We start from the raw sequence: 14665 nt of genomic DNA on the forward strand, positions 1-14665 counted from the left end.
GTGTGACGCATGGTTAGCGAGGACGTTCTACGGACGCACCTACAGGAGTTGCGTCGAGGCACCGTCGTGGTGGCCAGCCTGGTGGCGTTGCGCCAGCCGGACTACGGCTACGCACTGCTGCAACGGCTCACCGACCACGGCTTCCCGGTGGACGCCAACACGCTCTACCCGCTGCTGCGCCGGCTGGAAGACCAGGGCCTGCTGACCAGCGAGTGGAACACCGAGGAGAGCCGGCCGCGCAAGTTCTACCGGACCAGCGACGAGGGCGAGTCGATGCTGAACCGGCTCCTGGACGACCTCGCCGCCGTACAGACCTCCATCACCGGGCTGATCCAAGGAGTGGACCGATGAACACCCTGACCGACCGCTATCTCGCCGCCACCCTGCGATCGGTGCCCGCCCAGCGCCGCGACGAGATCGCCACAGAGCTGCGCGCCTCGATCCAGGACATGATCGAGGACCGGACCGACGGCGGCCAGGACGCCACCACCGCCGAGCGGGCGGTGCTCACCGAGCTGGGCAACCCGGACCTGCTGGCCGCCCAGTACGCCGACCGTCGGCTGCAACTCATCGGCCCGACCTACTACCTGGTCTGGCTGCGGCTGCTGAAGCTGCTGCTCAGCTTCATCCCGGCGCTCGTCGGCGCGATCGTCGCCATCGTCGAGGTGGCCGAAGGCAAGGGTTTCGGGGCCATCGGGAGCGGCATCGGCACCGCCATACAGGTTGCCGTGCAGATCGCCTTCTGGCTCACCCTGACCTTCGCGCTCATCGACCGCTCCCAACCCGCCGCCGACCTGCCCGACTGGAACGTCGACAAACTGCCCGACGTCCCCGCACACAAGGACGTCTCCCTCGCCGACACCATCGCCTCGGTTGTCATGCTGGTGGTGACAATCGGCTACCTGCCCATCCAGCACTACCGGTCCTGGGTGAACGAGCCCGATGGCCGCAACATCCCGATCCTCGACCCGGCGCTCTGGTCGTTCTGGCTGCCGGCGCTGATCGCGGTGCTGGTCGCCAGCCTGGTGTTCGAGATCGTCAAGTACCGGATCGGGCGCTGGAACTGGGCCCTGTTCGGGGTGAAGGCCCTGCTCAACTTTGCGTTCACGGTGCCGGTGATCTGGTTGGCGCTCTCCGACCGGCTGCTCAACCCGGCCCTGGCCGACCGCCTGAGCTGGCTGGCCGAGCCGGAGAACACGAACATCCTCGGGGCTGTCATCGCGGTGGGCTCGGCGGTGGTGCTGGTCTCGGACCTGATCGACACCGCCATCAAGGCCCGCCGCCAGACGGCGTGAGCTGATCCGGACACGGCGGCCCGGCGCGGACTCCGCGCCGGGCCGCCGCGCGCCGACGCGAAGGAGCCACAGCACACAGGCCTGACCAGGTCACCTTCGCCCTGTCCGGTTAGCGGACGCGGCGGGTGACGTGGCATCGTTCCCGGATGACCGTGGCACAGCGTGACGGATGGCGCCGCCCGGGTCCGACGCCGGAGCAGGGCCGGATCGACCTCTGGATCGGACTGGGCGTGACCCTGCTGGCCCTGGTGAGTCTCACCCTGGCCCGCAGCACCGGTGCGTTCCTGCTCGGCCCGCCACCGTCCGGGCCGGAGCAGCTGCTCTGGACCGTAGCGGTGACCCTGCCGCTGATCTGGCGACGACGCTGGCCGGCCGCCACCCTGCTTGTCGTCTCGGCGGCGTTCATCGCCGCGCAGGCCCGGTCGGCGCCGGAGACGCAGCTCTCCTCGTGGGCGCTGTTCTGCGCTCTCTACACCGTCGGCGCCTGGGGACAGGATCGCCGGCTGGCCCGCCGGCTGCGCATCGGCGTGATCGTCACGATGTTCGCCTGGCTGGGCGTCTACTACGCGGTGAGCATCGAGCACATCCCGCCCGGCGCCTTCGCCAACGCCGTCGGGCCGGTGCCGCCGCTGCTCGCCGCGATGGTCACCGGCGTCCTGATCAACGGCCTGTACTTCGGTTTCGCGTACTTCTTCGGTGAGACCTCCTGGGTGGCCGCGCGGCGCGAACACGAGTTGCGTACCCAGGCCGAGGAGCTGCGCCGGTCGCAGGCCGAGTCCCGCGAGCGGGCGGTGTTCGGCGAACGGGTGCGCATCGCCCGGGAGCTGCACGACGTGGTCGCGCACCACGTGTCGGTGATGGGGGTGCAGGCATCCGCCTGCCGCCGGGTGTTCGACCGCGACCCGGGCAAGGCCCGCACGGCGCTCACCGCCATCGAGCAGAGCGCCCGCACCGCCGTCGACGAGCTACGCCGGATGCTCGGCGTGCTGCGCGCCCCCGACGGAGCCACCGATTCCCCACCGCCGTCCGCCGGGACCATCGAGCGCATCGACGAGCTGATCGAACGGGCCCGCGCCGCCGGCCTCACGGCCACCATCGGGGTGTACGGCGAGCCGGTTCCGCTTCCCGCGTCGGTGTCCCAGACCGCGTACCGGGTGGTGCAGGAGGCGGTGACCAACACGCTGAAGCACGCCGGCGCCAGCCTGCTCGACGTACGCATCCGTTACCTGGCACGGGAGGTCGAGTTGGACGTGAGCGACGACGGACACGGCGGGAAGCACCTCCCCGTCACCGACGGGCTCGGCCTGATCGGCATGCGGGAACGCGTCGCCGCCCAGGACGGCGTCCTGGAGGCCGGCCGGCGCTCCAGCGGTGGCTGGCGGGTCCGCGCCCGACTTCCCCTGCCCGCGGGCAACGAGCCGGACGTGACGCGAACCGACGCCGGGTCCACACCTTACGAGGACGTGCCGAGCCGGGGCGAGAACCCGCATGCCCGGGCAGACGCGGGCCGCAGCGAGGCGACGCCGACCCAGCGCGGGAAGGCACCGACCCGGGACGGGGCGGCTGCCGGTGCGGGATGGTCGGCGTGAGCACCTCGGTGGCGGGTGACGCCGTGCCGGGCGCCGACGAGAGGATCCGGGTGCTGCTCGCCGACGACCAGCACCTCGTACGCACCGGCTTCCGGGTCATCCTCGAGGTGGAGGACGACATCGAGGTGGTCGGCGAGGCTGCCGACGGCGGCCGTGCCGTCACCATGGCCCGCGCCACCCGCCCCGACGTGGTGCTGATGGACGTGGAGATGCCCGTCATGGACGGGCTGGAGGCCACCGCACGGATCACCGGCGCCGGGCCCGGCGCGCCAGCGGTGCTCATCCTCACCACCTTCGACCGCGACGACTACCTCTTCGCGGCGCTGCGCGCCGGGGCCAGTGGCTTCCTGCTCAAGAACGGCACACCTGAGGAGTTGGTCGACGCGATCCGGGTGCTCGCCCGGGGCGACGCCCTGCTCGCTCCGGAGATCACCCGGCGGGTGATCTCGACATTCGCCCGTCCCGGCGATCCGGCCGGCACCGCCCACCTCGGACCGGGCGCCGAGGCCGCGCTGGGCGAGCTGACGCCGCGCGAGCGGGAGGTGCTGGTGCTGCTCGCCGCCGGGTCGAGCAACGCGGAGATCGCCGCGAGCATGCAACTGGGCGAGGCGACGGTGAAGACACATGTGAGCCGCGTGCTTGCCAAACTCGGCCTACGCGACCGGGTCCAGGCGGTGGTGTTCGCGTACGAGAACGGGGTGGTCCGGCCCGGCGGGTGACCGGCATCCGTCGCAAGGGGGACCAACAGGTTCCGCCGCCGGGTGGACGGCGTGCCGACGTACTGGATCTAGCGTGGATGGGTGACCAGATCGCTCCGCCTGGACGGCGTCGACCGCAGCTTCGGCGACCGGCAGGTACTGAGAAACGTGTCCTTCGAGGTTGCCGCCGGCCGGATGACCGGCTTCGTCGGCGCCAACGGCGCCGGTAAGACCACCACTATGCGGATCATCCTGGGTGTGCTCGCCCCGGACGCCGGCGAGGTGAGCTGGGGCGGCGGGCGGCTCACCCGGCAGGACCGCGCACGCTTCGGGTACATGCCGGAGGAGCGTGGCCTCTATCCCAAGATGACCGCGCGGGAGCAGGTGACGTACCTGGGCCGGCTGCACGGCCTGGACGCCCCCGCCGCCCGGCGCTCCACCGACGCGCTGCTGGAGCGGGTCGGGCTCGGCGAGCGCGGCGACGACCTGCTGGAGACGCTGTCGCTCGGCAACCAGCAGCGAGCCCAGATCGCCGCCGCGCTTGTGCACGACCCCGACGTGCTGGTGCTCGACGAGCCGTTCTCCGGCCTCGACCCCCTCGCCGTCGACACGGTGCTGGGCGTGCTGCGCGAACGTGCCGCCGCCGGAGCGCCGGTGCTCTTCTCCAGCCACCAGCTCGACGTGGTGGAACGGCTCTGCGACGACCTGGTGATCATCGGCGACGGGGTGATCCGGGCCGCCGGCAGCCGCAAGGAGCTGCGCGACTCGTACACCTCGCCTCGTTTCGAACTGGTGGTGGAGACCGACGCCGGCTGGGTCCGCGACCAGCCCGGCGTCACGATGGTCGAGCTGGACGGCCCGCGGGCGGTCTTCGACCTGCCGGCCGGTGCCGACGAGCAGCCGGTGCTGCGCGCGGCCCTCGCCCGCGGCCCGGTGCGCGCCTTCCGTCCGGTCAGCCCCTCGCTCACCGAGATCTTCCGAGAGGTCACCCAGTGAACGTCACCCAGGCCACCCGGCTGGTCGCCGAACGCGAGATCCGGGTCAAACTGCGCGACCGCACATTCCTGTTCGGCACGCTCTTCTTCCTGCTGATCGCGGCGGCCGGCACGATCCTGCCGCCGCTGTTCGCCGGCGGCCCGGAGAGCGTCGCCGTCACCCAGGAGGCCGCAGGTCCGCTGCGGGACGCCGGCCTCGACGTCCGCGTGGTGGCCGACGACCGTGCCGCCGAACAGGCCGTCCGCGACGGTGACGTGGACGCCGCGGTGGTGGCCGGCCCGAAGGTGCTCGCCATGGACGAGGCCCCCACCGGCGTGGTCCAGGCGCTGAGCAGCTCACCGCCGGTGCAGCTGCTCGACCCCGACGCGGTCGACCCGGTGGTGGCGTTCCTGGTGCCGTTCATCTTCGCGTTCGTCTTCTTCCTCACCTCGCAGACCTTCGGCCTGCAGATCGCGCAGAGCGTCACCGAGGAGAAGCAGACTCGGATCGTGGAGATCCTTGTCGCGGCCGTGCCGGTTCGGGCGCTGCTTGCCGGAAAGGTGCTCGCCGGGAGCATCCTGGCGCTCGGGCAGATCGTGCTCATCGCCCTCGTGGCCGTCATCGGCATGCAGATCGGCGACAACGGCGGCCTGCTCACCCTGCTCGCCCCGGCGATCGGCTGGTTCGTGCCGTTCTTCCTGCTCGGCTTCGTGCTGCTGGCCGCGATGTGGGCGGCGGCCGGAGCCCTGGTCAACCGGCAGGAGGACATCGCAGGGGTGTCCACTCCGGTGCAGCTCGCCGTCATGCTGCCGTTCTTCGCCGTGATCTTCCTGAACGACAACACGACAGCGATGCGGGTGTTGTCGTACCTGCCGGTCTCGTCGCCCACGGCGATGCCGCTGCGGCTCTTCACCGGCGACGCGGCCGGCTGGGAGCCGATCGTGTCGCTGGCCATCCTGCTGGTCGCCGCCGGCGTGTTCGTGGTCGCCGGCGCCCGGATCTACGAGGGTTCACTGCTGCGGACCAACGGCCGGACCTCCCTGCGCGCCGCCTGGCGGGAGCGGGAGACGATCGGCTGAGCCGAGGGTTTGGCCCGCGCGGGCGTCGGTGTCCTGATCGGACGCCGACGCCCGGATGTTCCAGCCTTGATCGGCGTGCTGCTCAGCGAGCGGGCGACACATCCCCGCGCTCCCCACTCCCCACTCCCCACTCCCCCGCGGCGATCTTGCACTTTGTGTCGCCGAAATGTCTATCAATGCCCTTTTCGTCGGGGCAGAAAGTGCAAGATCGCGGCGGGACGTGGGGGCGGCGCGGGGTTAGGCGTCTACGGCGGCCATTACGTCGTCGCTGACGTCGAAGTTCGCGTAGACGTTCTGTACGTCGTCGCAGTCTTCGAGGACGTCGATCAGCTTGAAGATCTTGCGGGCGCCGTCCTCGTCCAGCGGCACGTTCATGCTGGGGATGAGGGAGGACTCGGCCGACTCGTACTCGATGCCGGCGTCCTGAAGCGCGGTGCGGACGGCGATCAGGTCGGTCGGCTCGGACACCACCTCGTACGCCTCACCGAGGTCGTTGACCTCCTCGGCACCGGCGTCGAGGACGGCGAGCATGACGTCGTCCTCGCTGGTGCCCTCCTTGGGGACGATCACCACGCCCTTGCGGGAGAACATGTACGACACCGAGCCCGCGTCGGCCAGCGAGCCGCCGTTGCGGGTCAGCGCGGTGCGCACCTCGGTGGCCGCCCGGTTCCGGTTGTCGGTGAGGCACTCGATGAGCATGGCGACGCCGTTCGGGCCGTACCCCTCGTACATGATGGTTTGCCAGTCGGCGCCGCCGGCTTCCAGGCCGGAGCCGCGCTTGACGGCGCGGTCGATGTTGTCGTTCGGCACCGAACTCTTCTTCGCCTTCTGGATGGCGTCGTAGAGCGTCGGGTTACCGGAGGGGTCGCCGCCGCCGATCCGCGCGGCCACCTCGACGTTCTTGATCAGCTTGGCGAACATCTTGCCGCGCTTGGCGTCGATGACGGCCTTCTTGTGCTTGGTCGTCGCCCACTTTGAGTGGCCGGACATCTTCTACCTCCGTCTGTCATTGCACGCCTGCGTCGACTGCCGCACCGATCCGCGCCGCACCCGGTGATCCGGCGGCCGATCGGCCCTGCGGGGAGTTGCCGCGCCGGGCGACGGCCCTGCCGAACCGCGGCAATCTTACCGACGTGACACCCCGGCATGTCACACCCGGGACCTGCCCGGGGCGCCGTCGCGGTGTCGGATCATCCCGGGATCGACAATCGAAGGGCGGAAACCACGCCCGGGGGCACGAGGCCGCCGCTCAGGAGGCGGCGCGCACCAGCTCCACGAAGTACGCGTGCACGCGCAGGTCACCGGTCAGCTCGGGGTGGAACGAGGTGGCCAGCAGGTTGCCCTGGCGGACCGCCACGATCCGGTCGGCGGCCGGGCCCTCGGTCACCGTCCCGAGTACCTCGACGTTCGGGCCGACCCGCTCCACCCAGGGCGCCCGGATGAAGACCGCGTGGAACGGCTGCCCCGGCACGCCGGTGATCTCCACCGGCGCCTCGAACGAGTCGACCTGCCTGCCGAACGCGTTGCGCCGGACTGTCATGTCGATACCGGCGAAGCCCCGCTGGTCGGGTCGACCGTCGAGCACCTCGGTCGCCAGCATGATCATGCCGGCGCAGGAGCCGTACACAGGCATGCCGTCGGCGATCCGCTTGTCGATCGGGTCGCGCAGCTCGAAGATGTCGGCGAGTTTGCTGATGGTGGTGGACTCGCCGCCCGGGATGACAAGGCCATCCACCTCGTCCAGCTCGCGCGCCCGGCGCACCGGGCGGGCGTCCGCGCCGGCCTCGACGAGCGCGGCGACGTGCTCGCGTACGTCGCCCTGGAGGGCGAGCACACCGATGACGGGTACGTCGCTCATGTCACCGCATCCTCTCGTCGACCTGTCACGGACGCCGGGCGGCGCACTCGCGCCGCCCGAGCGTCGGAAACGACTGCCTACTCACCAACCGCGCTCGGCCAGGCGGTGCGGCTGCGGGATCTCGTCGACGTTGATGCCGACCATCGCCTCGCCCAGCCCACGCGAGACCTTCGCCAGCACGTCCGGGTCGTCGTGGAAGGTGGTGGCCTTGACGATCGCGGCGGCCCGCTGCGCCGGGTTGCCCGCCTTGAAGATGCCGGAGCCGACGAAGACACCCTCCGCGCCGAGCTGCATCATCATCGCCGCGTCGGCAGGGGTGGCGATCCCGCCGGCGGTGAACAGCACCACCGGCAGCTTGCCGCTGTCGGCGACCTCCTTGACCAGCTCGTACGGAGCCTGCAACTCCTTGGCCGCGACGAAGAGCTCGTCGGTGGGCAGCGACTGGAGCCGACGGATCTCCTGGCGGATCTTGCGCATGTGGGTGGTGGCGTTGGAGACGTCACCGGTGCCCGCCTCGCCCTTGGAGCGGATCATGGCCGCGCCCTCGGTGATCCGGCGCAGCGCCTCGCCCAGGTTTGTCGCACCACAGACGAAGGGGACCGTGAACGCCCACTTGTCGATGTGGTTCGCGTAGTCCGCCGGGGTCAGCACCTCGGACTCGTCGACGTAGTCGACGCCGAGCGACTGGAGGATCTGCGCCTCCACGAAGTGACCGATGCGGGCCTTGGCCATCACCGGGATGGAGACCGCCGCGATGATCCCGTCGATCATGTCGGGGTCGCTCATCCGGGACACCCCGCCCTGGGCGCGGATGTCGGCGGGTACCCGCTCCAGCGCCATGACGGCTACGGCGCCGGCGTCCTCGGCGATCTTGGCCTGCTCGGCGTTGACCACATCCATGATCACGCCGCCCTTGAGCATTTCGGCCATGCCGCGCTTCACGCGGGCCGTGCCGACGACGGGGGCGGTACCGGTACCTGTGGTCGAGGCGGTGGTGTCGGACACGGGGCATCGCTCCTTGGACGTGCTCTGGGGAGGTGGCAGCGGAAATGCTACGTCCGGTGCAACGCCACTCCGACAGCCAATCCGACCCCCGGTGGCCTGCCCTGTGGCCGTCGTCACCAGCGCGCCGCCGGGCCTGGTCCACCGGCCGTCTCCGGGTGGAGGTCCGGCCGGTCAGGTCGCCGGGACGTCCGCGGGCACGACGAGTGTCGGGTCGTCGATGTCGAAGTAGCGCGGCCACTCCCGACCCCGCCCCATCCGCAACAACCGCACAAGCGGCCGGCTGCGTGCCGACCGGGCGTCCCGCACCAGATCGGTGTGGACCTGCCGGGACAGCGCGAGCCGGCGGCTCGCCGCGATCACCGCCGTGCAGTCCGGGTCGGCCGGGTCCAGCTCCACCGAGCGCAGCTGACGGGTCAGGTCGTTCTCCGCCGCCTCGCGCTCGTCGGGGTGCGCGTCGAGCGCGATCCGGGCCGCCGCGTACAGCTCGACGCCGAAGCGCCGCTCCGCCAACACGGCGGCGGCCGCCGCCCGGCGCAACAGGTGGGCGTCAAGCGCCCGCGCCGCCAGCTCCGCGCGGCCGTGCAGCCGCTCCACTCGGCCGGCGGTCCAGATGAGGTACGCCGCGACCAGCCCCACGACCACACTCGCGGCCACCACCCACCACATGTGCGGCATCGTAGTGCTGCTCCGTTTCTCCTCCGATTGTGCGCGTTCTCGCCGGTCACCCTGTCACCAGCGGCCCCATCCGTCACATCGGCTCAGCGAGCCCCACCCATTCCTGGTCGATGACCCGCCCGTCGGTTGCCTCGATCGCTGCTGCGTATACCTCCACAACACGGCGAGCAACCACCGGCCAGTCAAAATTCACGACCACCTGATCACCGCAGGCGCTCAGCACGGCCCGGCCGTCCGGATCGTCAAGCAGATCGGACAGGGCGTTGCGCAGCCCCACCGCGTCACCTGTGGGAAAGAGCCGCCCGGCCCGTCCGCCGTCGAGCACCCGACGGAACGCGTCCAGGTCACTCGCGACGACAGTGGTCCCCGCCGCCAGCGCCTCGGTCAGGATCATCCCGAACGACTCGCCACCCGTGTTCGGGGCCACATACAGGTGCACACTGCGCAGCATCCGCGCCTTGTCCGGTTCCGACACCAGCCCGAGGAAGGTCACCCGGTCGTGCAGCGCCGACGGAAACTGGTCAAACAGGTCGTCGGGGTCACCCGGCCCCGCGACCAGCAGCCGCAGCCCCGGACGGGTCTCGGCCATCGACACGAAAGCGTCCCGCAGCACCGGGAACCCCTTCCGCGCCTCCGTGAAACGGCCCAGGAAGCCCAACGTGCCACCAGAACCCACAGCGCACTCCCCCGGCCACCCGGGCAGCGGCTCGGCATCGGCGAACTTGGCCACCGCCACCCCGTTGGGGATCTCCACCGCGCCGCCGTCCATGTGCTCGACCTGCACCTTGCGGGCCAACGCGCTCACCGCGATCCGGGCCGTGATCCGCTCCAAGACGATCTGCAGCACACCCTGCGCGGCCGCCAACACCCGTGACCGCGTCATCGCCGTGTGGAACGTGGCCACCACCGGCCCACGGGCGGACAGCACCGCCAACAGCGACAGGCTCAACGTGAGCGGCTCGTGCACGTGCAGCACGTCGAAGTCACCGTTGGTGAGCCACCGCCGGACCCGGGCCGTGGAGACCGGGCCGAACGCGATCCGCGCCACCGACCCGTTGTACGGCAGCGGCACCGCCCGACCGGCGGACACCACGTACCCCGGCAGCGGTGAATCCTCGTCGGCCGGCGCGAGCACGCTGACCTCGTGACCCAGGGCGATCAACGCCTCCGCGAGGTCCATTACGTGGTTCTGCACCCCACCAGGAACATCAAAGGAGTACGGGCAGACGATGCCGATCCGCATACGTCAGCGCCCCTCGTCCGCGACAGCGGGGCTCCGCCGCGCTGCACTCTTCGCGCGCACCGCACCTACCTTGTCCGCGACTGCGGGGCTCCGCTGCGCTGCACTCCTCGCGCGCACCGCACCTACCTTGTCCGCGACTGCGGGGCTCCGCTGCGCTGCACTCCTCGCGCGCACCGAGCCCACCCCCTTCAGGACCGGCCCGAGGCCGGTGCGGGCAGCGCCGCGCCCCCCGACCCTCGCTGGTCGAGCCACATCCGCTGCAACATGTGCCAGTCTTGCGGATGCCGGGCGATACCCGCCGCCAGACGGTCCGCGATCATCTGAGTCAGCGACCGCACCCGCTGGTCCAGGGGCCCCACCTCGGGCACCGGCACCGGCAACGGACCGGCGAGCGACGCGCAGGCGGCGTCCGGTTCGTACCACATCGAGGCCACGTAGAGCGGCGCACCTGTGTGCAGCGCGAGCAGCGCCGGCCCGGCGGGCATCCGGGTCTTCCCGCCGAAGAAGTCCACCTCCACGCCCCGGGCCGACAGGTCCCGGTCGGCAAGCAGCGGCACGATCGCCCCCGCACGCAGCCGGTCCAGCAGCACGTCGAACGCCGGGCGCGGCCCACCGTGGGTCGGCAGGATCTCCATCCCGAGGACCTCACGGAACGCCAGGAAACGCTTGTACACGCCCTCCGGCTTGAGCCGCTCCATGACCGTGGTGATCGGCCAGCCGGTGGCCGCGACCCAGGCGCCCGCGGCGTCCCAGTTACCGGCGTGCGGCAGCGCCACCACGGCACCCCGCCCGGCGGCCACATCGGCGGCGAGCATCTCCGCGCCGCCGAGGCGGAAGCCGTCCAGGATCTGCGCCCGGCTCAACGCGGGCAGCCGGAACGCCTCCATCCAGTACCGGGCGTACGAGCGCAGACCGCGCTTGACCAAGTCGTCCAGCTCTGCCTCGGGCAGCTCCGGGCCGACCACCCGGCGCAGGTTGGCGCGCAGCCGAGCCGTACCCCCGCCGGCCCTGCGGTGCGCGCGGTCCGCGCCCGCCTGGAACGCCGCCGCCACAAGCGGCCGGGGTAGCGCGCGGACCACCCGCCAGCCGGCGACGTAGCCCAGCTCGGTGAGGTTCACGCGGCCCGGCCGCCGGTCGTCCGGCACGGCGTCGCCGGCGCGCGACCCGCGCGCGACGCGCCCTGTCGTCGCGTCTCCGGCCTGGCCCCGCTCACGCCTGGCCGTCCGGCTGGAGCTGCTGGGCCTGCCGGTAGACGTGTGCCATCCGCTGCCCCACCGTGAAGATCGAGACGGCGGCGAGCAGCCAGAGCGCGATCTCCAGCGCCGGCTTCACACCGACGCCCGTGAGGATCCCGCCGACCCCGACGATCAGCAGCCGCTCGGTGCGCTCGGCGATGCCCACGTTGCAGGTCATGCCGAGCCCTTCGGCGCGGGCCTTCACGTAGGAGACCAGCCCACCGGCGGCCAGGCAGACAAGCGCGGCGGCCACGCCTGAGTGGTTACCCTGGGTGGCCAGCCAGTACGCGACCGCGCCGAAGACGGCACTGTCGGCAACCCGGTCCATGCTTGAGTCGAGGAACGCCCCGAACTTGGTGGAGCCACCGCTCATCCGGGCCATCGTCCCGTCGAGCAGGTCGGTGAGCGCGAAAAGGGTGACGATCAACGCGCCCGCGACCAGATGGCCGCGGGCACCGAAGCCGAGCGCGCCGATGAGCACACCAACGGTGCCCGCGACGGTGACGGCATTGGGGGTGACGCCCGCGCGCAGCAGGGCGCGTGCGATCGGCTCGACGACGCGGGTCATCCCCGCGCGGGCCGACACTTGGAAGATCTTCGCCATGGCGGTCCCCACGATAACGGTCCGCCCAGCTCCGGCGGAACGGCCGGTCCCTCCGACCCGCCGGGGGCAGGCTTGTGCCTGTCCGGCAACGGGTGTGAGATCGAGCCGGGAGGTGAGCCAGCTCACCCATCCACCCGTCCCGTTTCCGCTGTGCGGCAGACCACCGGAGGATATCGCCGCGCACTCGCCCCGGGCCGCTTCCACCTCGCGCGGCGGTCGCCACCCACCACCGGCTGAGGGAGGTGCGCCACCATGGCGCAGAAAAGTCACGAAAAGGGTCCCGCCGGCGGCGCGTCGGCGGTGACCGAGCCCGACCGGGTACGCAACGTGGTGCTCGTCGGGCACTCCGGAGCGGGCAAGACGACGCTCGTCGAGGCGCTGCTCGCCGCGACAGGCACGATCGGCCGGGCCGGCAGTGTGGTCGACGGCACCACTGTCAGCGACCACGACCCCGCAGCCGTACGCCAGCAGCGCTCGGTGAGCCTCTCCTGCGCGCCGCTGCTGCACAACGGCATCAAGGTCAACCTGCTGGACACCCCCGGGTACGCCGACTTCGTCGGTGAGCTGCGCGCCGGCCTGCGGGCCGCCGACGCCGCGCTCTTCGTCGTGTCGGCCGCCGGCGGGATGGACGCGGCCACCGTGGCACTGTGGGAGGAGTGCGCGGCTGTCGACATGCCCCGCGCCGTCGCGGTGGCCCGACTGGACCAGCCCCGCGCCGACGTCGACGAGACGGTGGCGCTGTGCCAGCGCCTCTTCGGCGACAACGTGATGCCGCTCTACCTGCCGATGCTCGGCGACGACGGTGTGTCCACCGAAGGCCTGCTCGGCCTGATCACCCGGCGGGTCTTCGACTACAGCGCCGGGCTCCCCGCCGACGTCCGCGATCCCGACCCGGAGCACCAGCGGGCCATCGACGAGTCCCGCGACGAGCTGATCGAGGGGATCATCGCCGAGAGCGAGGACGAGACCCTCATGGACCGCTACCTCGACGGCGAGGAGATCAGCGACGAGGTGCTCATCGAGGACCTGGAGAAGGCTGTCGCCCGAGGTCACTTCTATCCGGTGGTGCCGGTCTGCGCCGAGACCGGCGTCGGCCTGGACGCGCTGCTGGAGGTGCTTACCGCCGCGTTCCCGTCGCCCCTGGAGCACGAACTGCCAGCGGTCACCGGCGTGGACGGATCACCCCGCCCACCGCTTACCTGCGACCCGGACGGGCCGCTCGTCGCCGAGGTCGTCAAGACCACCGTGGATCGGCACGTCGGCCGGGTCTCCCTCGTCCGGGTCTTCTCCGGCACGCTGCGCCCCGACCTGACGATGCACGTCTCCGGGCACGGCATGGCCGAACGCGGGCACCCTGACCACGACGCCGACGAGCGCGTCGGGCACATCTACACCCCGCTGGGCGCCACCCTGCACGAGGTGCCGCTCTGCGTGGCCGGCGACCTCTGCGCGATCACCAAGTCGGGCAGCGCGGAGACCGGCGACACCATCTCGGCCAAGGACAACCCGCTGCTGATCGCCCCCTGGGAGATGCCCGAGCCGCTGCTGCCGGTGGCGATCGTCGCCCACAGCCGCGCCGACGAGGACGCGCTGGCCCGCAACCTGGCCCGGCTCGTCGCCGGCGACCCCACCCTGCGGCTGGAACGCAACCCGGAGACCCACCAACTGGTCCTCTGGTGCATGGGCGAGGCGCACGCCGACGTGGTGCTCGACCGACTGCGCGCCGGTGGTGTCGACCTGGACACCGAGCCGGTCAAGGTGTCGCTGCGCGAGACCCTCACCGCGCCAGCCAACGGTCACGGCCGGCACGTCAAGCAGTCCGGCGGCCACGGCCAGTACGCGGTCTGCGACATCGAGGTCGAGCCCCTGCCACGCGGCAGCGGCTTCGAGTTCGTCGACCGGGTCGTCGGCGGCGCGGTGCCGCACAACTACATCCCGTCGGTGGAGAAGGGCGTACGCGCCCAACTGGACCGCGGCCTGGTCGCCGGGCATCCCGTGGTGGACCTGCGGGTGACCCTCGTCGACGGTAAGGCGCACAGCGTCGACTCCTCCGACGCGGCCTTCCAGACCGCCGGCGCGCTGGCCCTGCGCGACGCCGCCGAACGCGGTCAGCCGACCCTGCTGGAACCCATCGACGAGGTGACCATCCGAGTGCCGGACAGCGCGGTGGGCGCCGTCCTTAGTGACCTGTCCAGCCGGCGCGGCAGGGTGCTCGGCACCGAACCCGACCCGGAGGTCGAGGGCCGCTCTCTCGTGCGCGCCGAAGTGCCCGCCCTGGAACTGCTCCGGTACGCCGTCGAACTGCGCTCGCTGACCGCCGGCACCGGCACCTTCCGCCGCCACTTCGCCCGCCACGACCCCATGCCCACCCACCTAGCCGACCAAGCCCGCAAAGAACAAACCCCGTAA

The 14665-nt window shown here is 71.4% G+C and carries 13 protein-coding genes and 1 pseudogene; 7 read left to right on the top strand and 7 right to left on the bottom strand.

What is annotated here, in order from left to right:
- The first annotated feature begins 9 nt into the window (after positions 1-9).
- The 6 genes and pseudogenes from ACFY2Q_RS23170 to ACFY2Q_RS23195 all read left to right on the top strand — a co-directional run bounded on the left by ACFY2Q_RS23170 (position 10) and on the right by ACFY2Q_RS23195 (position 5636).
- Positions 10-351 carry a PadR family transcriptional regulator gene (locus ACFY2Q_RS23170; protein ID WP_053657579.1) on the top strand — a complete coding sequence of 114 codons (342 nt, stop codon included), beginning with the start codon at positions 10-12 and terminating at the stop codon, positions 349-351.
- The gene (locus tag ACFY2Q_RS23175) at positions 348-1295 is read left to right on the top strand and encodes a permease prefix domain 1-containing protein (RefSeq protein ID WP_387133500.1); all 948 of its coding nucleotides are present in this window, start codon (positions 348-350) and stop codon (positions 1293-1295) included. Before ACFY2Q_RS23170 ends, ACFY2Q_RS23175 begins: the two co-directional genes overlap by 4 nt.
- A 146-nt stretch (positions 1296-1441) precedes the next feature.
- Positions 1442-2698: pseudogene (locus ACFY2Q_RS23180) on the top strand (histidine kinase); the annotation flags it as partial.
- 209 nt (positions 2699-2907) lie between these two features.
- Positions 2908-3603: a response regulator gene (locus tag ACFY2Q_RS23185; RefSeq protein WP_387133683.1), complete on the top strand. Its 696-nt coding sequence runs from the start codon at positions 2908-2910 to the stop codon at positions 3601-3603.
- An 81-nt stretch (positions 3604-3684) separates the two neighbouring features.
- Entirely contained in the window at positions 3685-4578 is an 894-nt protein-coding gene (locus ACFY2Q_RS23190) for an ABC transporter ATP-binding protein (RefSeq protein ID WP_387133501.1), read from the top strand.
- The gene (locus tag ACFY2Q_RS23195; RefSeq protein WP_387133503.1) at positions 4575-5636 is read left to right on the top strand and encodes an ABC transporter permease; all 1062 of its coding nucleotides are present in this window, start codon (positions 4575-4577) and stop codon (positions 5634-5636) included. The genes ACFY2Q_RS23190 and ACFY2Q_RS23195 overlap by 4 nt, the downstream gene beginning before the upstream one ends.
- Before the next feature lie 237 nt (positions 5637-5873).
- Here the strand turns inward: ACFY2Q_RS23195 and ACFY2Q_RS23200 are convergent, their stop codons facing one another.
- The 7 genes from ACFY2Q_RS23200 to pgsA form a co-directional block, all read right to left on the bottom strand.
- Positions 5874-6626 (bottom strand): YebC/PmpR family DNA-binding transcriptional regulator, encoded by a 753-nt coding sequence (locus ACFY2Q_RS23200; protein WP_387133505.1) that lies wholly within the window; start codon positions 6624-6626, stop codon positions 5874-5876.
- 259 nt (positions 6627-6885) lie between these two features.
- Positions 6886-7494: a pyridoxal 5'-phosphate synthase glutaminase subunit PdxT gene (pdxT, locus tag ACFY2Q_RS23205; RefSeq protein ID WP_387133507.1), complete on the bottom strand. Its 609-nt coding sequence runs from the start codon at positions 7492-7494 to the stop codon at positions 6886-6888.
- An 81-nt stretch (positions 7495-7575) separates the two neighbouring features.
- A complete protein-coding gene (gene pdxS, locus ACFY2Q_RS23210; protein ID WP_387133509.1) occupies positions 7576-8499 on the bottom strand; it encodes a pyridoxal 5'-phosphate synthase lyase subunit PdxS in 924 nt (307 codons plus the stop codon).
- Positions 8500-8670: 171 nt separating this feature from the next.
- On the bottom strand, positions 8671-9174 hold the full coding sequence (locus ACFY2Q_RS23215) for a hypothetical protein (protein WP_387133510.1): 504 nt from the start codon (positions 9172-9174) through the stop codon (positions 8671-8673).
- A gap of 73 nt (positions 9175-9247) precedes the next feature.
- Complete coding sequence (locus ACFY2Q_RS23220; RefSeq protein WP_387133511.1) at positions 9248-10417, bottom strand: glycosyltransferase family 4 protein; 1170 nt, start codon at positions 10415-10417, stop codon at positions 9248-9250.
- A 188-nt stretch (positions 10418-10605) separates the two neighbouring features.
- A complete protein-coding gene (locus ACFY2Q_RS23225) occupies positions 10606-11535 on the bottom strand; it encodes a phosphatidylinositol mannoside acyltransferase (protein ID WP_387133684.1) in 930 nt (309 codons plus the stop codon).
- 91 nt (positions 11536-11626) lie between these two features.
- The gene (gene pgsA / locus ACFY2Q_RS23230) at positions 11627-12256 is read right to left on the bottom strand and encodes a phosphatidylinositol phosphate synthase (RefSeq protein WP_387133513.1); all 630 of its coding nucleotides are present in this window, start codon (positions 12254-12256) and stop codon (positions 11627-11629) included.
- A 252-nt stretch (positions 12257-12508) separates the two neighbouring features.
- Here pgsA and ACFY2Q_RS23235 point away from each other — a divergent pair, with 252 nt between their 5' ends.
- Entirely contained in the window at positions 12509-14665 is a 2157-nt protein-coding gene (locus ACFY2Q_RS23235; protein ID WP_387133515.1) for an elongation factor G-like protein EF-G2, read from the top strand.

This window comes from Micromonospora sp. NPDC000316 (assembly GCF_042898885.1).
GTDB lineage: Bacteria > Actinomycetota > Actinomycetes > Mycobacteriales > Micromonosporaceae > Micromonospora.

Coding starts and splice junctions, on each gene's coding strand:
- ACFY2Q_RS23170 (WP_053657579.1), top strand. CDS start 10: ATGGTTAGCGAGGACGTTCTACGGACGCACCTACAGGAGTTGCGTCGA.
- ACFY2Q_RS23175 (WP_387133500.1), top strand. CDS start 348: ATGAACACCCTGACCGACCGCTATCTCGCCGCCACCCTGCGATCGGTG.
- ACFY2Q_RS23200 (WP_387133505.1), bottom strand. CDS start 6,626: ATGTCCGGCCACTCAAAGTGGGCGACGACCAAGCACAAGAAGGCCGTC.
- pdxT (WP_387133507.1), bottom strand. CDS start 7,494: ATGAGCGACGTACCCGTCATCGGTGTGCTCGCCCTCCAGGGCGACGTA.
- ACFY2Q_RS23215 (WP_387133510.1), bottom strand. CDS start 9,174: ATGCCGCACATGTGGTGGGTGGTGGCCGCGAGTGTGGTCGTGGGGCTG.
- ACFY2Q_RS23220 (WP_387133511.1), bottom strand. CDS start 10,417: ATGCGGATCGGCATCGTCTGCCCGTACTCCTTTGATGTTCCTGGTGGG.
- pgsA (WP_387133513.1), bottom strand. CDS start 12,256: ATGGCGAAGATCTTCCAAGTGTCGGCCCGCGCGGGGATGACCCGCGTC.
- ACFY2Q_RS23235 (WP_387133515.1), top strand. CDS start 12,509: ATGGCGCAGAAAAGTCACGAAAAGGGTCCCGCCGGCGGCGCGTCGGCG.